Source organism: Archangium lansingense (assembly GCF_026626635.1).
GTDB lineage: Bacteria > Myxococcota > Myxococcia > Myxococcales > Myxococcaceae > Archangium > Archangium lansingense.
In genome coordinates this window covers 13,280,878-13,299,170 of sequence record NZ_JAPNKA010000001.1, presented here as the reverse complement: position 1 = coordinate 13,299,170, position 18,293 = coordinate 13,280,878, and the positions used below count along the sequence as shown (strand labels likewise).

Annotated in this window: 16 protein-coding genes; 12 read left to right on the top strand and 4 right to left on the bottom strand. The window is 67.3% G+C overall.

The window, feature by feature from the left end:
* Positions 1-31 precede the first annotated feature (31 nt).
* The 7 genes from OV287_RS53755 (at position 32) to OV287_RS53725 (ending at position 10,013) form a co-directional block, all read left to right on the top strand.
* Positions 32-1,495, top strand: coding sequence for a hypothetical protein (locus OV287_RS53755; protein ID WP_267541868.1), 1,464 nt, complete (start codon positions 32-34; stop codon positions 1,493-1,495).
* Between the two features lie 519 nt (positions 1,496-2,014).
* Positions 2,015-4,678, top strand: coding sequence for a tetratricopeptide repeat protein (locus tag OV287_RS53750; protein ID WP_267541867.1), 2,664 nt, complete (start codon positions 2,015-2,017; stop codon positions 4,676-4,678).
* Between the two features lie 248 nt (positions 4,679-4,926).
* Positions 4,927-6,021 (top strand): hypothetical protein, encoded by a 1,095-nt coding sequence (locus OV287_RS53745; RefSeq protein WP_267541866.1) that lies wholly within the window; start codon positions 4,927-4,929, stop codon positions 6,019-6,021.
* Between the two features lie 17 nt (positions 6,022-6,038).
* Complete coding sequence (locus OV287_RS53740; RefSeq protein ID WP_267541865.1) at positions 6,039-6,440, top strand: phage holin family protein; 402 nt, start codon at positions 6,039-6,041, stop codon at positions 6,438-6,440.
* A 236-nt stretch (positions 6,441-6,676) separates the two neighbouring features.
* Positions 6,677-7,963, top strand: a complete 1,287-nt coding sequence (locus OV287_RS53735) for a hypothetical protein (RefSeq protein ID WP_267541864.1) — start codon at positions 6,677-6,679, stop codon at positions 7,961-7,963.
* Between the two features lie 68 nt (positions 7,964-8,031).
* Positions 8,032-8,997, top strand: coding sequence for a DMT family transporter (locus tag OV287_RS53730; RefSeq protein ID WP_267541863.1), 966 nt, complete (start codon positions 8,032-8,034; stop codon positions 8,995-8,997).
* 389 nt (positions 8,998-9,386) lie between these two features.
* On the top strand, positions 9,387-10,013 hold the full coding sequence (locus tag OV287_RS53725) for a TIGR02265 family protein (RefSeq protein ID WP_267541862.1): 627 nt from the start codon (positions 9,387-9,389) through the stop codon (positions 10,011-10,013).
* A gap of 35 nt (positions 10,014-10,048) precedes the next feature.
* Here the strand turns inward: OV287_RS53725 and OV287_RS53720 are convergent, their stop codons facing one another.
* Both OV287_RS53720 and OV287_RS53715 read right to left on the bottom strand, forming a co-directional pair.
* Positions 10,049-11,086, bottom strand: coding sequence for an alpha-hydroxy acid oxidase (locus OV287_RS53720; RefSeq protein WP_267541861.1), 1,038 nt, complete (start codon positions 11,084-11,086; stop codon positions 10,049-10,051).
* Positions 11,087-11,151: 65 nt separating this feature from the next.
* Complete coding sequence (locus OV287_RS53715) at positions 11,152-12,324, bottom strand: cytochrome P450 (protein WP_267541860.1); 1,173 nt, start codon at positions 12,322-12,324, stop codon at positions 11,152-11,154.
* Positions 12,325-12,622: 298 nt separating this feature from the next.
* Between OV287_RS53715 and OV287_RS53710 the strand changes: the two genes are divergently transcribed.
* The 5 genes from OV287_RS53710 to OV287_RS53690 all read left to right on the top strand — a co-directional run bounded on the left by OV287_RS53710 (position 12,623) and on the right by OV287_RS53690 (position 17,021).
* Complete coding sequence (locus tag OV287_RS53710; RefSeq protein WP_267541859.1) at positions 12,623-13,180, top strand: hypothetical protein; 558 nt, start codon at positions 12,623-12,625, stop codon at positions 13,178-13,180.
* A 29-nt stretch (positions 13,181-13,209) separates the two neighbouring features.
* Positions 13,210-13,953 carry a hypothetical protein gene (locus OV287_RS53705; protein WP_267541858.1) on the top strand — a complete coding sequence of 248 codons (744 nt, stop codon included), beginning with the start codon at positions 13,210-13,212 and terminating at the stop codon, positions 13,951-13,953.
* A 30-nt stretch (positions 13,954-13,983) separates the two neighbouring features.
* Positions 13,984-15,120 (top strand): gluzincin family metallopeptidase, encoded by a 1,137-nt coding sequence (locus tag OV287_RS53700; RefSeq protein ID WP_267541857.1) that lies wholly within the window; start codon positions 13,984-13,986, stop codon positions 15,118-15,120.
* A gap of 165 nt (positions 15,121-15,285) precedes the next feature.
* The gene (locus OV287_RS53695; RefSeq protein ID WP_267541856.1) at positions 15,286-16,023 is read left to right on the top strand and encodes a hypothetical protein; all 738 of its coding nucleotides are present in this window, start codon (positions 15,286-15,288) and stop codon (positions 16,021-16,023) included.
* Between the two features lie 80 nt (positions 16,024-16,103).
* Positions 16,104-17,021, top strand: a complete 918-nt coding sequence (locus OV287_RS53690; protein ID WP_267541855.1) for a hypothetical protein — start codon at positions 16,104-16,106, stop codon at positions 17,019-17,021.
* 53 nt (positions 17,022-17,074) lie between these two features.
* Here the strand turns inward: OV287_RS53690 and OV287_RS53685 are convergent, their stop codons facing one another.
* Both OV287_RS53685 and OV287_RS53680 read right to left on the bottom strand, forming a co-directional pair.
* Positions 17,075-17,734: a hypothetical protein gene (locus tag OV287_RS53685; RefSeq protein WP_267541854.1), complete on the bottom strand. Its 660-nt coding sequence runs from the start codon at positions 17,732-17,734 to the stop codon at positions 17,075-17,077.
* Positions 17,731-18,285 (bottom strand): hypothetical protein, encoded by a 555-nt coding sequence (locus OV287_RS53680; RefSeq protein ID WP_267541853.1) that lies wholly within the window; start codon positions 18,283-18,285, stop codon positions 17,731-17,733. The genes OV287_RS53685 and OV287_RS53680 overlap by 4 nt, the downstream gene beginning before the upstream one ends.
* Between the last annotated feature and the right edge of the window lie 8 nt (positions 18,286-18,293).

Below are 18,293 nucleotides of genomic sequence, written 5' to 3'. Positions count from 1 at the left end.
CGTTCCCGTCGGGCCCGCGGGATTCACCTCGTTGCATGCGAGCCATGCCGAGTGCGCCGTCCAGGTAGACCTCGGGCGCATCGGGCCCTTCGGGTTTTCGGTGCGGCCGGCGCAGGAATCAGAGCTCTTGTATGCGGACCTCCAGACCAATGCGGACGGCAACATCTCCCGGCGGCTGGGGTCGGGCCGAGCGGGTTTCTACGCTGGCAAGTACCTGAAGGGCGTGGGCCGCACCCCGCTCGCGGCGAACTGGTGCCACCGGACAGATCGCTACCACAGCAGCGGGCACCTGCTCCCTTCCGCTGCCGCGAGGGAGTACCTCGTGAGCTGTTACCTGGAGGAACTGGGCGCAGGTGACACCCTCGTCGCTTGCGAGGGACTGCTCCTCGCGCCGTTGCCACCGGAGGCCGAGCAGTATGTGGAGTCGATCTTCGCGGGTCGCGACCCGCGCCAGCTCGCCCAGGTGGATCGGCGGCTTCAGGCGATCTCCGTCAAGGACGCGGGCTTCGCGCGCCTGTCCAACTTCGTCTGGGCGTTCTCCCAGTGGCGCGGTGGCGCCCCGTTCGTGATCGAGTTGTTCCTGCGGATGGCCAGGTACCTGGGAGGCCCCTCCCAGCCAGATGTGCGCACTGGCGACGTCTCCCCCGAGGCGCTCGCGGAACGTCTGGAGCGCGCCATCGAGCGGCTCGTCCACCACTTCGAGCGGTTCTTCCAGTCCGGCGTCTACTGGGGCTCCTTTCACAACAACTTCACCGCGGATGGTCGCTTCCTCGACCTGGAGACCCCCACGGTTCTGGGAGGGCCTTTCATCGGTATCCTCGCCCCGGCGGGCAAGCTGCCCGAGTCGGTGGACCCGGCGGGTTCCCGAATCTTCGTCGGGTGCGAGGTGCTGCAATGCCTCGGGCAGGTCCGCACGTTCCTCGCCTTTCTCATCCACCGGCTGGAGTGGCTGGGCCGGAACGACTGGGACGGGGGCGAGCTGGAACGTCGCTTCCTCCGGGACACGGCCGAGGCCCTGCGCACGCGGTTTCCGCCCTCGCACTGGCTCCATGACGTGAGCGCACTCACGGAGAAGCTGACCGCAGCGCTCGCCTCGACGCTCGCCTTGCCACCTGGGGCAACGGAGGAGCTGCGCGCGTTGGTGGAGGCGCAGTGCCGCGTGATGCTGAACGTGGAGCCGAGGCACGCGGAGGCGGTCCGGCTCGTGCCGGTGAAGATGCCGCTCGCCAATCCAGAGCCCATCTTCCCAGTCGTGGTGGGAGTTCCCCGCTTCCTCGAGGGATGGGGGGGCCAGACGCGTGCGGGCAGAATCTTCAACGCCGCGCTCGGCCAGGTGGATGGGGTCGGAGAGGTCGCTACTGCCCTCGAAGCACTCCGCGAAGCGGAGGCCTCAATCCGGAACTCAGCCCGTGAACAGCGGAGGCTAGGAGCGGAGCCTGAGAGGAACAACGGTCCCGTGAGGAAGCGGGCGACTCAAGGGCGAGGACGGGACTGATCGACACGTTGGACGGAGCCCTGAGTCGAAGATGGAGCGGATACCGCGGCCGGCGGAGGAACAAAGGGGCTGGGTCTGGCCGCTCTCTCAGTCTCCGCCTGGGGGAGCTACCCGTCAGGCTCGGTCTTCACTCTAACCACGAGGGTATCCTGGCCTAATCCTCCTCGGGTAAGTCAGTTAAGGGTGAGCCCTGCATGGCAGAAGACGCCTCGCAGGGCCGCCTTAACCCAATATCCCGAGGGGGATTAGTTCTGGCTTGCGGCCCACTTCGCGTGGAATAGCATCCTTCTCATGAGCCCGCGTCTCTTGTCCCTTTCAGAGGCTGTGCACGATATCACCGACGCAATGAGGCCGAGGCCCTGGCAGAGCAGCCAATCCTCCCCGACCTCCCGGTTTTTCTTCATCGTTGGCGCCGGCATCTCGCATCCGCCGCTTCCTCTTGCCAGTGGTATCGAGGAGCTCTGTCGTCAGGAGATCGTGAGGCGGGGTCGTACGTTTCCATCCACCAACGGGACGTCGATGGATCGCTACGAGAAGTATTTCCAGGAGGCGTTCCCGCATCCCGAAGTCCGGCAGGCATTCCTGCATCATCAAATCAAGTCGGCACCGATTTCTGCGGCGAACTTCCGGTTGGCCCACCTTGTTAGCTCCGGCAAGCTCACCAACCTCGTTGTCACGACGAACTTCGACGAGCTCCTGACCAAGGCGCTGCGTCTCTTCGGAAAGGACGTGATCGTCTGTGACCACCCCAAGACGACGCAGCGGATCGATCCGAAGCGGGACGACCTCCAGGTCGTCCATGTGCACGGGACGCACTGGTTCTACGACTGTTGCAATCTGAAGGAAGAGATCGAGAACCGTGCGCAGGATGACCGTGACGACAACTCCAGCATGGGCCAACTCCTCGATCGGATGCTCTTCGATCGATCCCCTCTGGTCGTCGGCTATTCCGGCTGGGAGGGAGATGTTGTCATGGCCGCGCTCAAGCGTCGGCTCAAGACGCAACTGAGCTACAACTTGTACTGGTTCTGCTTCAGTCGCGCCGACGTAGAGAGGCTTCCCAGGTGGCTGAAGGAGCATGGGAGTGTTCGATTTGTGGTGCCGCCCTCTGCTGCTTCTGCGGAGAAGGGCGAGGGTGCCGACACTCTGCGTGATACGCCCATGGAACCCACCCGGGCGGGGCCGGTTGGCGCAGGGGCCGCTGGCGATTCGCAGCCCAAGGACCCAATGCTTCCCGCTCATCAGGTCTTCGATGCGCTGATCCAGGGCCTTCATCTGGAGGAGCCCTTGCTTACGAAGTCGCCGCTGGAGTTCTTCGCCGACCAGTTGAGCAATCTTGTCGCGCAGGATGTTCCGGAGAAGGACGACATCTACCTGATCCGACAGGTCATCCGTCACGTCAAAGAAGGAGCGGGGTTGGCACAGCGGGAGATGGAAAAGAGGTCTCAGAGGGAGAAGGAAACCACGGAACTCTTCGAGCGCGTGAGCAAGGCTGTTCGCAGTGCTTCCTATGCCGAGGCGGTCGAGGTGGCGTTCGAGATCGACCCCAGCCACCTCTCCGCACCGCAGCGTGTAGACTTCGAGGCTGCACTAGACGCCATTTATCAGAATGCCTCGGACCTAGATGCGAAGACGAAACTCGATGTCAGCACGGTGCGGATTCGACTCTGTGCTGTCGCTCGTACATCGGGCTCCGGGGAATCAGACTGGCTGGTGCGAGAAGCTAAGGCGATCCACGGAAAGGGCTATTCGCTGTCAGTACTCGGTCGGCACACCGAGGCCATCGCAACGTACGACGAACTCATCCAGCGCTTCGGCGAGTCTACAGACCCTGCCCTGCTGGAGCGGGTTGCCAAGGCACTCGTGAACAAGGGGGCTGCGCTGGGGAGGGACGGCAAGGGGGCGGAGGCGATTGCAGCTTACGACGAAGTCGTCCGGCGCTTCGGAGAGTCCACCGAAATGGCCCTGAAAGAGCAGGTCGCCAGAGCGCTCGTGAACAAGGGGGCAGCATTGGGGAGGGACGGCAAGGGGGCGGAGGAGATTTCAGCCTACGATGAAGTCATCCGGCGCTTCGATGAATCCCCTGATGCCATCCTGAAGGAGCAGGTCGCCAGGGCGCTCGTGTATAAGGGGACAGCGCTAGGGAAGGACGGCAGGCGGGCGGCGGAGGTTGCGACCTACGATGAAGTCGTTCGGCGTTTCAGTGATTCCACCGGAACCGCCCTGAAGGCGTGGGTTGCCTGGGCGATCGTGAACAAAGGAATCGCGTTGGGCGCTGACGGTAAGGGGGTGGAGGAGGTTGCGACCTACGATGAAGTCATCCGGCGTTTCAGCGATTCCACCGAAATGGCCCTGAAAGAGGCGGTTGCCTGGGCAATGGTGAACAAGGGAATCGTGTTGGAGGCTGATGGTAAGGGGGCGGAGGCGATTGAGATCTGTGACGAGGTCATCCGGCGCTTCGGAGAGTCCACCGATACCGCTTTGCAGGAGGTGGTTGCCAGGGCGCTCGGGAACAAGGGACTCGCTCTGGCCAAGGACGGCAAGATGGCGGAGGCGATTGCGACCTGTGATGAAGTTGTCCGGCGCTTTGGTGGGTCCACCGATACCGCCTTGCAGGAGCAGGTTGCCTGGGCGCTTATGAACAAAGGGAGGTGGCTGGGCAAGGACGGTAAGGGGGCGGAGATGATTGCCACCTACGACGAAGTTGTCCGGCGCTTCGGGGAGTCCTCCGAGCTCGCCCTGAAGGTGCAGGTTGCCTGGGCACTCGTGAGCAAGGGCCTCACGCTGGTCAAGGACGGCACGGGGCCGGAGACGATTGCCACCTGCGACGAAGTCATCCGGCGCTTCGGGGAGTCCACCGAGTCCGCCCTGAAAGAGCAGGTCGCCTGGGCGCTCGTGAACAAGGGACTCGCGCTGAGAATGGACGGCAAGAGGGCAGAGGAAATTGCAGTCTACGACGAAGTTGTCCGGCGTTTCGGCGAGTCCACCGATACCGCCTTACAGGATGTGGTCGCCAGGGCACTCGTGAATAAGGGCTTCGTTCTGGTCAAGGACGGCAAGGATGCGGAGGCGATTGCAACCTACGACGAAGTCATCCGGCGCTTCGGCGCGGCCACCGACGCTTCTCTGAAGGAGCAAGTTGCCAATGCCTTGGCAAGCAAGGCCGCGTTGATCAAGGGATGAAAGAGGCCTGCGATGGGCGATGGTTGTGCTGCTGGCTCCCTTCGCAGCTCGGTTCATGCGGCGCTGAGTCCACCCGGTGCGGAAGGGATCTGCCCCAGAGGGGAGCAGCCAGCCAGGCGGGCATGAGGCCCTAAGCTGTCCCACGCTTGCGCAGCCGGGCGGGCTCGACGCGGTGGGCTGCCCTGCCTTGCCGGGAACCGTTCAGCGTCCCACATTTGCCCTGACGGAATGGGCTCCGGAGGGAAGGGATGCTGCAACCGCTGATAGCGCTGCTGGCCATGGCCAGTCTGGGCGCGACAGGAGGACCGACTACACAGTCGCGCTGCACGGTGGAGAGCGCGGCAGGGCCCATCACTGTCCTGCGAACCGAGGACTGTGCGGAGCTGACGCGGCTGCGCCAGGAGCGCGAGGCCTTACTCCAGCGCCTGCGCGAGGTGCGGGGGGAGGGGAGCGCCACGGGGGGCTCGGGCGAAGAAGGAACCGCCGAGCCACCGCCGCCGGGCGGGCCGGTGGAAGCGAGGCCTCCCGAGGAGCGCAGCGCGGTGACCGAGGAGCTCCGGGCGTTGCGCCAAGAGGTGGCGGAGCTGCGCCAGTCATTGACGGAGGCGGAGGCCCGCCGTGTCCCGCCCGCCGCGCCCGTCCAGGAGGCTCGGCCCGAGCCCGCCCAGGAGGAGAAGTCCGAGCGCGAGAAGGCGCTGGAGCTGCTGCGCAACACGGATGTGCTGACGGTGGAGAATGCCAGCCCGGCGGAGCGGCAGGTGTTGGGCGAGGTGAACGTCGCCAACCGGACGCAGACGGGCGAGGTGGGCTTCGTCCTGGAGCCGAAGGTGCGGGTGGGGACGCCGTGGAATGTGGAGTTCGGCGCGGGCGCGGAGTTGCAGAACCTGGCGGGCGAGCAGGAGGGCACGACGGGGGCGGTGTCTGCCTTCGCGCTGGGCCAGCTCGTGGACGAGAAGGGGGCGGTGCCCCAGGTGTCGCTGTCAGGCGAGGTGACGAGCCCTCAGGGGGACGAGGGGGTGAGCGCGGAGGCACGGGTGCTGGCGACGAAGACGTTCGGCCAGACGCGGTTGCACGGCAACGTGGGCTACAGCGCGCGCCAGGACACGGCGGATGACTACCTGCTGGGGCTCGCGGCGGACCACCCCATCGGGGACCGGCTGCTGCTGCAGGCGGACGCGTACTACGTGAATCCGCTGGGTGAGGAGGATGCGTCGGTGAACGCGAGCGTGGGGACGAGCCTGCGGGTGGGCTCCGCGTTCGTGGTGACAGGGGCGGTAGGGGTGAACGCGACGGCCGACGCCGTGGCACCGCGGTTGTTGTTCGGGTTGCTCGGGCGCATCTAGTCGAGAGGAGGCAGGCCGTGGAGAGCTGGAACATGCCCGAGAGGGACCTGTCGACGAACGAGCTCGTCCGGCGGGCGATGAGCGAGGCGCGGCTGTTGGCGAAGGCGGAGCTCCTGCACGCGAAGGTGGAGCTCGCGCAGGAGGTGCGGGCAGCGCGCTTCTCGGGGGCGTTCCTGGGAGGCGGGGTGGCGCTGGCGCTGGTGGGGCTGGCGATGCTCTTCGTGGCGGGTGCGGCGGCGCTATACCTGCCGCTGTGGGCAGGCGCGCTCATTGGTGCGGGAGTGGCCTTCGTGCTCGCGGCCCTCCTCGCGGCCATTGGCTGGACGAAGCTGCCCAAGAAGCCCATGCGGCACACGCTGGAGCGGATGTCGATGGATCTCGAGGATCTCCGTCAGCACATCGAGCTCACGAAGCACTGAGGCGCCTTTCGCTCTCTCCAATCCGAGACAGCTCCCCTCCTGTGACAGGCCATTTCCACCGTGGGCCTCCACGTGGGCTGTGCATTTCCATACGGGCTGCATGCTCGCGGCCGCTTCACTCGCTGCGATGAGCTCTGGTGCCTCGGGCAACTGGCACAGCCCCTCGCTGGGCCGCTAGGGTGCCGCGCGCGCCGGGGCCATGAAGGCTCCCGCACCACGTTCCGGAGACATCAACGATGCGGCTGCGCACGACCCTCCTGCTGGGCCTGCTCACTGGCTGTGCCACCACGGCCTCCTCCACGAAGACCGAGGCCCCGGCCGGCGCTCCCGCCGAGACCGCTCAGTCCCAGCCCGCGGCCAGCACCGAGGCCTCCTCGGCTTCGTCCGGCACGCCCGCGGGGAAGCCCGACTTGAAGGCGCTCGTCTCGCGCGAGCTGACGCCTCTGTCCAAGCAGCAGGTGTCCGCACCGGATGGCTCCTTCACGGGCGAGGTGGAGGCCACGGGCGCACCCACCTTCCAGGAGCAGCAGGGGGTGCTCGTGATGAGCGTGCCGCTGGGGACCCGCAGCCCCATGTCGTGCTTCGTGTACTCGCAGCCGCTGGACGCGGGCGATGCCCTCTACCGGCTGGTGCAGATGGCGGGGCAGCGCACGGACATTCAGCTGGTGCGCACCACGGACGTGCGACTCATTGGCGACAGCCCGGCCGTGTTCGCCGAGGTGCAGTACCTGGTGGACATGCCGCAGGGCAAGGCGGCGGGGCAGGCCAAGATGATGGTGCACACCAGCGACCAGGTGCCGCTGGTGTGCTCGCATGACGAGCTGGGCTACATGGAGAGCTTCAAGCGGATTGCCAGCGGGCTGGCCGGCTCGCTCAAGAGCGCCGCGGAGAAGCCGGCGGCTCCGCGCTACTTCGAGTTCAGCCTCATTCGCGTGCAGGGCCACCCGGTGGGCTTCGAGAAGCGCGTGATGCGCGATGCGGCAGGGGGCTCCCGGCTGACGGAGGTAGAGGCGAGCTTCTTCCTGCCGCGCACGGCCAAGGAGCTGATGGTGATGGATACCCTCTCCACCGAGCTGTCCGACAAGGACGGCAAGCTGGTGGCGCGCGACTATGCCCGGGCTACCAATGGGGAGCTCGACATTCAGATGTCGCTGGAGCAGGTGAAGGGCCGCGAGTACCACTACGAGGGCAAGCACAGCGGCAAGGATGTGAATGGCAACTTCACCGCCCCGGCGGACCTGGCCACGGAGACGAGCACCGCGCGCCTGGTGCGCGAGCGCTTCTTGTCAGGCAAAGACAAGGAGCTGACCCTCCACGTCTACAGCCCCTCGGCCAACCCGGCGGCGCCGGTACAGCAGGTATACCGTCAGACGGCCGCTGGCTCGCGCGAGCTGGCTGTCGAGATGGGTGAGACGAAGGGCACGCTCACCGTGGATGCTCAGGGAATGCAGGAGAAGCTGGTGATGCCCCTGGGCAAGATGGAGATGGTTCAGGAACGCATCAGTGTGAGTGGAGCCCTGTGAGCGGGATGCCGCGAGCTGAACGCAATGTCCATGGTGGCGGGGCGGCGCGCGTGCTAGTGCGCGCCCCCATGTCGTCCACCTCCGGGGCCTCTCGCACCAGCCTGCTGCTCGCCTACATCGCCTGTTTCGTCTTCTGGGGCTCCACGTGGGCCGTGGTGAAGGTGGGCCTCGAGGACCTTCCGCCCCTGCGCTTCGCTGGCACGCGGATGATGCTCGCGGGGTTGGTGCTGCTGCCCTTCAGCGGCCTGCTCCGGGCTCGCTTCGGCGCTCGCACCTGGGGAATGCTCATGGGCGTGGGGGTGCTTCAGATTGCCCTCCCCTATGGGCTGCTCTTCGTCGCCCAACAGTGGATTCCCTCGAGCTGGTCCGCGCTCCTCTTCTCCACCTACGCCGTGTGGCTGCTGCTGGTGGGGCGTCTGTTGCTGCCGGATCAGCCGCTCACGCCCCTCAAGCTCCTCTCCGCGGGGCTGGGGCTCTCCGGGATTGTGGCGCTCCAGTACGAGCAGCTGCACGGGCTGGGTCTCACCGGCCTGGTGCTGGCGGGGTGCGTGCTCACCCTGGTGGCCACCGTCTCCATCGCCCTGGCCAATGTGCTCGTCCGGCGCTCGCTGGCGCATGTGCCCACCAGCCTCTCGGTGTGCGTGCAGACGCTGAGCAGCTCCCTGCTGCTGCTGGCCGCCTCCGTCGCCTTCGAGTCCCACCTGCCCGGCCACTGGACGCCTCGCGCCCTGCTCTCCATCGGCTACCTCGCGGTGCTCGCCACGGCCGTCACCTACCAGCTCCTCTTCTGGCTGCTCGCGCGCGTGCCGCTGGCCGTCATCGGCGTCATGCCGCTGCTGGACACGCTGGTGGCCGTGCTGCTGGGCGTGGTGATGCTCGGCGAGCGCGTGGACTCCTCGCTGCTGGTGGGCGGCGCTCTCATCCTCTCCGGCGCGGCCTTGGCCAACCTCCCTCCCGCGCCTCCCTCCCAGGAGCCCGCCCAGGCGCCCCAGGACGCCGAGCCCCTGGCCTCTACCCCCCGGCGGGCGGCCTGATGCCTGGCGCGGGCGGGCCTTCCGTCACGAGTTGTTCACAGGCCATCACCTGACGCCCAACGTCGGCTAGAATGCTGCGCCGGCCGTGCCGTGGGGCAACCTGCCCCACCCGTTTATCGAGCCTGTCGCTCAGCAGACAGAGGGGGTTTCGAAATGAGCACACCCCGGGTGGAGAGCCCGCACGGAGCGTTCGGTCGAGCGCCTGATCGGCTATACCAACAGCGGCCGGGCGAGCCCCTGGCGGAGCCACCCAGGAGGTCACCCCCGGGGCAGAGTTTTACCTGGGGCCCCGGGTGTGTCAGGATTTCCGGGATGTGCACGGACGCCAGGAACCTGTCTCTAAGGAGATGGGAGGGCCGAACGGGGCCGGCAACGGGAGGGCGCACGGCATGAGCGGCGTCAGCGAAGATTTGCATGCAGGGCGCTCTGGGGCCGAGCTCGACGTGGAGCACCGCCTGTCGCTGGCCTCGCAGCAGGACACCATCCGCGGCATGCACTTCCGGAGCGTGAAGGAGGCGATGTTCGTCCTGCGGGGCTCGGCGGCGGTGGAGGAGTGCCTGTCGGAGTGCGGAGGCGTGCGCACCTTCGTGGACTTGTTCTCCTATCCGGCCGGGGACTTCCTGCGGATGTCCAGGCGGGCGGCGTGGATGATGGAGCCGGCGGCCGGCGGCTTCGAGCAGGCCATGCGGATGCTGGGGTACATGGGGACGGCGGTGTTCCTGGGCAGCCAGGTGGGCAAGGCGATGCAGGTGCTCATCTCGGGGACGCCTCGGCGCGTCATTGAGTACCTCCCCATGGCCTACAAGGTGGTGATGCCGGCGGGGAGCGGAATCTCGGTGGCCATCTCGGATCACAACCGAGCCCTCGTCACCTTCGAGCGCGACTTCCTGCCGAGGCAGTACGTGGAGGGCGCGCTGGAGGCGCACCTGAAGCAGGCCGGAGCGCGCACGGCGCGCATCATCGCGCGGCCGAGGGGGCCGCTGAGCAGCGTGGTCGAGCTGACCTGGGAGCTCTGAGCCAGGATTTCTGATCCAAGCCTTCCGTGATGCGATCAGCGTCCGGGGGTTGGAGCAAGCGCATCAGCCCCTACGGCGGACAGGCTGGATAGGCCGGCGAGCGCGAGCACGTGGGCGGTGTCCTCACGCAGCGCGTCGAGCACCTGACGAACCCCATCCGCACCACCGGTCGCGAGCCCCCACAGCACGGGCCGGCCGAGCAGTACCGCGCGGGCGCCGAGGGCCAGGGCTCGCAGCACGTCGCGGCCCGAGCGCACGCCTCCATCGACGAGGACGGGGACGCGGCCCTGCGTGGCCTCGACGACTTCGGGGAGGGCGTCCGCGGTGGCGAGGGCACCGTCGAGCTGGCGCCCGCCATGGTTGGAGACGATGAGGCCGGCGGCACCGTGCAACAGGCACTCACGGGCGTCATCGGCGCGAAGCACCCCTTTGACGAGCACGGGCAGGCCGGAGTCCTCGTGCAGGCGGGCGATGTCCTGGAAGGTGACGTCCGGGGCCTGCTCGGCGAGGGCGCGGTGGGTGAGGCCCTCGAGGTTGGCGAGGAAGTCCTCGTCGGACAGGGGAAGGGCGGAGTCGCCACGGTTGCGGCGCTTGCGGCCCACGTAGGGGGTGTCGCCGGTGAGGACGAGGGCGCGAGCTCCGGCGGCAGCGGCGCGTTGGACGAGGGCGCGGGTGAGGCCCCGATCGCGGAAGACGTAGACCTGGAACCACCAGGGCCCGGCGGCGGAGGCGACGTCCTCGAGGCGGCGGGAGGAGCGAGAGGAGAGGACGAGGAGGGAGCCGGCCTCGCGGGTGCCGCGGGCGGTGGCGAGCTCGGCGTCGGGGTGGACGAGGGAGTGGAAGGCGGTGGGGGCGACGAGGATGGGGGAGGAGAGCGGGGCGCCGAGCAGCTCGGTGGAGGTGTCGACGGAGGAGACGTCGCGCAGCACGCGGGGGCGGAGGCGGAGGCGGGCCCAGGCGGCGGTGTTGTCGGCGAGGGTGGCCTCGTCGCCGGAGCCACCGGCGATGTAGTCGAACACGGCGGAGGGCAGTCGCTCGCGAGCCAGGGCCTCCAGCGCTTCGTAAGGGAGCATGCCGGGGAGCTTACACGGATGCCCCCTCTCCCTCTGGGAGAGGGCTGGGGTGAGGGTCTTCCCCCTCAGCTCGGCGCGAAGCGGATGGGCAGGCGGCTCGGGCCGTGCACGTGCAATGCCTTGCGAGGCTCCCACGGCTCGGTGCTCGCGAGCTCGAGGCCCTTCAGCCGTGCCAGGAGATCCTCGAGGGCGACCCGGGCCTCCAGTCGCGAGAGCGCCGCCCCGAGGCAGAAGTGGATGCCGTGCCCGAAGGCGATGTGCGGGTTGGGATCTCTCGTGATGTCGAAGCGGTCCGCGTCGTGGAACTTCAGGGGGTCTCGGTTCGCGGAGCCAATCACCGCGAGCACGAACTTCCCGGCGGGGATGACCTCTCCGTGCAGCTCGATGTCGCGCCTGGTCTCTCGGAACATCATCTGCCCCGGCGAGCGGAAGCGCAGGACCTCCTCGATGGCCGAGGGCAGCAGGGTGGGCTCGGCCCTCAGGCGCGCGAGCTGATCCGGATGCTCGAGCAGGCAGAGGATGGCGTTGTTGATGAGGTTGGTGGTCGTCTCGGTGCCTGCCGCGAGCAGGAGCTGGAAGAAGCCGAGGAGCTCCTCCAGCGTCAGGTGCTCGCCATCCACCTCGGCCTCGACGAGCCGGGTCAGGAGATCATCCTTGGGCGCCTTCCGCCGCTCCGCGAGCACATCCGCGAGGTAGGCCCGCATCTCCTCCTTCACTGAGGCGTGCTCCTGGACCGCCCGCTGGGCCTCCTCGCCCCCCGAGACGGTATGGCTCAGGTTCATGATGACCTCGCCCCAGCGCAGAAAGCGCGGCCGATCCACGAGCGGGATGCCGAGCATCTCCGCAATCACCATCGCGGGCAGCGGGCTCGAGTAGTCTGCGGCGAGGTCCATCTCCCCGCGCTCGAGCTGGGGCTCCAAGAGCTCGCGAGACAGCTCCCGGACGCGCGGTTCCAGGCTCGCGATGGACTTGGGGGTGAAGGCCCGCATGATGATGCCGCGCAACTTGGTATGGCGGGGTGGATCCGAGAAGACGAGCCAGTCGGGGGCCTTGCCCGTTGGCGGCGTCACGACGGAGCTGAACGCCTCATGGTCATACAGCGCCCGCTTCACGCCCTCGTAGTCGAAGAGCATCCACATCTCGGTGTCCGGCATGTGGAAGACGGGAGCGCTGCTCCGCACCTGCTCATAGAGGGGAAAGGGATTGCGGCGGATGTCGTCGGAGAAAAGGTTCATCATGGCGCACGACCTCCAGGGCTCGACGGGTGAGAGGAATTGGGGGCGAGTCCGCGCAGGACTGTCTCGACGAAGCCGCGCGCGAGCCGCTCGTCCACGCGCCCCCCGGTCATGAGGTAGCGATAATGGATGGGAATTACGGAACGCAAGTGTACCGAAATGAAGGGGCGTGCCGGAATGGGGGGCCCTCTTGCAAGGGGCGGAAATGGGCTACCTTGTTCGAGGGCGCACGCGTGCTATAGGGCGCCCCCCTCGCTGGCGGACAGGCCAGGCCGATGCATTCGTTTCCTCCGGGGCCTTCATGAACCACCTTTCACAGAGACCGCGCCTGCTGCCCTGGCTCCTGATCTCCCTGCTCGCCTCCGGAAGCGCCGCTGCCGGGGAGGCCGTGGAGGCGCCGGTGCCGCCGGGCTACAGCGAGCGCCTCGTCATTCCCGCTGTCCGGCTCGGTCTGTGGCAGGCCCAGGGAGCCTCGCGCCGGTACTCCTCGCACCCGTCCCCGGGGTTGCGCGCCCTGCACTACCTCTCTCCGTCCTGGCTGATGGACGCGGGGTACCAGTTCGCCATTGTCGAGCCAGGGAACCATCGGTTCGACGGGATGGCCACCCTTCACGCACTGGATGCACGCATCCACTGGGTGCTCCCGGTCGGTGGGTCGAGCCTCACCTTCGGCGCCGGGCCCACCGGCTATCTGAGCACCGGCACCGAGCTCACGGAGCCCGCCCTCCGCGGCGGCTTCGGTGGCGCGGTGGGCCTACAGACGGACGTCCAGCCAGTGCTGGTGCGGTTCGAGGCCTCGGTTCAGAGCCGTGGCAACCGGCTGGACTCGCTCTTCTCCGTGACGCTCGGCTGGCTCTGAGCCGGTCCCCCTTTCCATCGCGTGCCGCCATGACCGGTCAGAACGCTCTCCTCCTCGCCCTGCTCCCGCTGCTCCTGCTCACCTCGCCCGCCCGCGCGGCCGTGGATGAGAAGCACCCGCTCGTCGAGGACACCGCCTACACCCTCCGTCAATTCGAGTGGAAGCTCGGCATCCGTGAGTCCGCCTTCGGCATCACGGATCGCCTGCACGTGAGCACGTACCTCGCGGCCGATGCGCTCACCCTGGCCAACCTCGGCCTCAAGTATCAGGTGCTCGCCACGCCCCGGCTCGCGGTGGCGGTGAGCGCCTCGGGTGGACTCCTCCTGGGCGACGTGTTCGAGAACCCCGCTTCGCGCGTCTTCTTCCTCTCGGGGCAGGTGGACGCCTCGCTGCCGCTCGTGCCCCGTCTGACCGCCCACCTGAGCACCGGCTACCGCTTCTGGCGTCTCCAGCGGGTGGCCCTGCCGGATCTGCTGCCCGGGTTCGGCATCAACAGCGACCTGAGCTGGCTGGTGCTGCGCTCGCAGCTCGAGTTCGATGTGACTCCTCATCACATCCTCATCCTGAGCGCTGGAACCCAGGGCTCCGCGTGGATGACCGCCCTCCGTGACGGCGGCGGCACCCTGGACGCGGACCTCTCCCACGCTCCCTCCGTCACGCTCGGCTACCAATACAGCGGGCGCTCCTTCAACTTCCGCCTGGACGTGGGATACGGCCCCGGGGTGCTCGGGCGCTGGCTGACCGCGGGCGTGGACCTCTACTGGCGCTTCTAGCGCGCCCCTCGACTTCCCGGGATGACCCTCATGAGAAAGCTCCGTCTGCTGCCCCTCGTGGCCGCGCTCGCGCTTCCTGGCTGCCAGACCGAAGAGTCCGGGCCCGTCACCATCCGCATCTTCAACCGCAACCCCGCGACCGGGGAGTACGGCGAGTTCGACGCCTCGTTCTCCACGCTCGCGGACGCGCACACCCTGCGCGGTGCGCTGGGCGCGGTGAAGACTCAAGCTACCTGGCTTCTCTCGGACAACGTCCAGGGCTCCGCGGGCTTCCTGGTGGAGGGGAGCGAGGCCCCGCTGTGCGCCTACCATGTGCGCGACGGCGTCTGGATTCCGGAGGACTTCGACACCGCCGCCATGGCCTCCACGTACTGGGGGTTGGATCAGTCCCGCTCCTTCTTCATCCGGCTCGGGCTGGGCGAGGCGGAGCTCACGCCCATGGACATCCACTTCAATCCCCGCGTGGAGCTCGCGTTTCCGAACATCCCCACCTTCTGGCTGTTCACGGACAACGCGGGCTACGTGCCGACGCTCGATGCGTTCCAGATCATTCCGCACGTGTATTACAAGCCGGAGGTGCCGTTCTTCATGAACCAGGGCGTGCTGGCCCACGAGTACGGGCACCGCGTGTTCGCGCTCCTGGCGGAGAATGGCTCGCGCAAAGCCGTGGACACGGAGTGGTCCGAGCCGAGCCAGCTCCAGTACGACGCGCTCAACGAGGCCCTGTCGGATGTGTTCGCCGGCACGATGACGGGCAATGCCGACTTCATCGCGGACAGTGTCGCCCTGGAGGGGCGTGACATGTCCGTCGTTCGCGTCATGGGGGACGCGGACGTCCGGAAGCTCATCACGGCCACGACGCCGGAGGGGGAGGCAGACCTGGGCCCCCACGGGATGGGCGCCTTCATCGCGGCGGCGCTCTGGCAGCTCGGCGAGAACGTGGGGGACCATGAGCGGGTGGCTCGCGCCGTCATCGAGACCGAGCGGACCATGGGCGCACAGCTCGCGGCGGCTCCCACCTCGCAGTTCAACCTGGTGGAGTGGTTCAACCTCTTCTCCACGCACCTCTCCTCGAGCGAGCAGGCCGCCTTCTGCCCGCTGCTGAAGGAGCGCTTCAGCCTGCTATTCGAGGCGGACTCCGCGCACCCGCTGACTGCCTGCCCCTGAGGCGCTGGCCCGGAAGGGCTGGCGGTTTCGCAGGATTCGAGACGCATTCTCTCATCAGTGCAGGGTACGGCCGTGCATGCACAGACGTTGTGCAGCAGCATTTACGCGGCGCGGCGCAACCCCTCGTTTTCAGGTCTGGCACGGGGCGTGCTCAGGGGGGAGCGCATGAAGAAGAAACTCCTTCCGCTGTTCGCCGTTGCCGTGACTGCCTGTGGTGGACCCGAGGTTCGTCACCGGGACCTGGGGGACATTTCGGGGCTGAGAATGTCCGTGAACGTCGCCGATCCCCGGTACGAGTCGTCGCAGGATGAGAGCATCCAGCTCACCTACGACCGGGGAGGGCCCGATCCCGACTCTCCCTGCTACCGCCTTCCCGCCAACACCCGGCTCACCGTCAATGGAGTCACCGTCCCCATGCAGTCCCGGGGAGATTCCAGCCTGAGCTTCGATGGCGTCTTCGGCTGTGAGGAGCCCTGGTTCTCCGGCGCGAAACCCCCGATGGAGGCGGAACGCGTCGAGTACCTCCTGACCGATGGCCGCTCGCGCAAGCGCGCGGTCTTCCAGAACCTCCATGTGCTACGGAGCCTCTCCGGGTTGAATGGCCAGGAGCAGGTCACGCTTCGCGTCGGCCAGGCGGTTGACCTGGAGTGGTTGCCGGCGACCGACCAGCTCGAGGAGGTGGACCTCTCCTTGTGGGACGCCCAAAAAGAGCGATTGATCGAGATAGAGACGTACCAGCGTGATGGCAACCGCATTCACTTCACCCTGCCCGCGGTGGAGGTCAGTCACTACACCTTGAACGTCATCGGCAGGGGGCAGGCCGGTGTGGAGGCGTGTGAGGGGTTCTCCGAGTGCAAGGCTGATCTGGTCAGAAACATCAAGGTGAGCGTCATCGTCGAGTAGTCCCGCGACACGCGGTGGAAGGGTGAAAGGACAGTCGGCCTTTCTGTTATTCAGGGAGGCCACTCCTTCGGAGGATGTCCTTGCGAAACTCCACCGCTTCATGGGTCCTCTTGCTCGCGCTCGGGGCCTCCGCCTGCGCAACACCTGGAGCACCCGGCCAGCAGGGGACTGCTTCCCGGTCACCTCTGGCCGAGGCCCTCGAGGGATGCCAGGCGCGGGAGGGGCGGCTCGATGTGTGGTGCGGCGATGTGGTGTTCGTGTCCTTCAACCGGCCGGGACGCACGGACGTGGCGCAGGGGATGGCCGCGCTGCGCAGCCTCATCGAGGAGGTTCCCGGAACGGAGCTGACGGTCGAGCCGGGCCCGGACGTGCAGCAGCTCCGGGACATCATGTTGATGCGCGTCGACTACCGCTACACGTGGGAGGGCAAGCCGTATGTCGCGCGGACGTTCGGCCGAGTCACGCCGGAGGGCAGCTCCATCACGGACTGCGCCGCACCCGCGGACAGGCCGGAAGCCATCACCCGGTGTGAGAACATTGCCAGGCTGGTGTTGACCGAGCCGCACGAAGAGGTGAACCGCTACGTGAAGCTCGGGGATGAGACTCCCAGGCCCCGGCCGCGCTTCGATGATCCGGCCCGCTCCTGCCAGAAGGAGGAGCGCGACGGAGTGGTGGGGTACGCGTGCAAGGACGGCAGTGGTCTCTTGGTGCTCGCGCGGCAGGAGGGGGCGCCGGACTCGGAGCAGCTCACGGCGCTCCTGCGCGAGCGGGGCGTCGTCGAGCAGGGGCAGGAGTCCTTGTGCGTGGTGATGGACAAGCCGAGCCGATGCCAGCGGTACGACTGCCCGGGAGGTTGCCAGCTCGTCGTGGCGCCCTTGAATGAGTCACCCCCCGGGACGGCGGTCTGCGTCATCCCTCCGAAGCAGCAGGAGGCTCCGTGGATCTGCGCGCCCATCTTCCAGGTGATCCCGGAGACGATCACCGGCGAGCCTCGCTGAAATGACGGCGGCGGAGGCCCAGGATGGCCTCGCCGCCGTCAGGTACTTCGTGCCTACTCCGCCGTGAAGTACAGGTTGTCGAGCAGCAGCTTGTCGGCCGCGGCGCCTTGCCCGGCGATGAATACGAACGGGGCGCTGACGACGTTCAGCTTCAGGCCGCCCGCCGTGAAATCCGCCAGCGGGATGGCCAGGTGGTGCCATTCGCCGTCATTCCGGTACCCGTACTTCTCCACGTCGAGCTGCACGCTCTTGTCGGTCGTGTCGAGGTAGTTCATCCCCACCTTCACCGAGGCGAAGCCGGGGTCCGACGAGCGCAGGCTCACGTGCAGCGTCTTCCACGTGCTCAGGTTGCGCGGCGTGTTCCAGTGCACGCCGAACCCCAGCCACGCCTTGCCCGCGTGGACGAGCAGGTCCGCCGTCCTGCCCTCCACGCGAGTGTCGGAGGGCTCCATCGTGACGGTGTTCTCGTACAGGTAGACGAACGTGGTGGTGTTATCCACGGGGATGTCATCCGAGCGGCCACCCTCGTAGAAGCCCACGCCCAGGCGGCGCTGGCCCGTCTGGTAGGGGAACGGGCCCGGGAGCACCTCCGGGTCCGGCTCCGTGCCTCCGTCCGAGTGGTTCAGCGGCCCCCGGTTCTCGTAGTCCGACACTCCCGGGTCCGGCCTGCACGCGGCCAGCAGCAGCAACACCGCATATCCCGCGCGCTTCATGGCTTCACCGCCCTGTCCTGGCCGTTGGACGTGCTCATCAGCACCCAGCCGCCCGTCACCTTGCCACCCATCTCGACGATGCCCTTGTACGCGGGCGTCACCAGGTCATAGGCAATCGTCCCCGTGGCGTCGTACGTCACCGCGTCCGGGAAGTTGTCGAGCACCGACTGGTAGGCGCGGATGCCCTGCTCCTTCACCTTGGGCAGGTCCTCCTGGCTCGCCGCGCCGTTCTGGTAGATGGCCAGCAGGGTGTTGCCCACGTAGAACTGGGCCTCGCCGCCCGGGTCCCGCGCGAGCAGCGTGGCCCACGAGTAGAACGCGGCCACGTGCGCCCCGCTGGATTGGATTTGCCACTTCGTCTCCGCGCCCGGCGTGCTCTGCGCGAAGGGGTTGTTTGGATCCACCAGCACCGAGTTGTCCGGGTAGATGCCTACGTTCGGACTGTGGAACTGGAACGTCAGGTCCTTCAGCGACTCGCCATACACGAAGCTGGCGGGCTCGTAGCATCCGGAGATGCCCACGGCCGCGGCCAGCACAAGCCACGTCTTCATACGGCCTC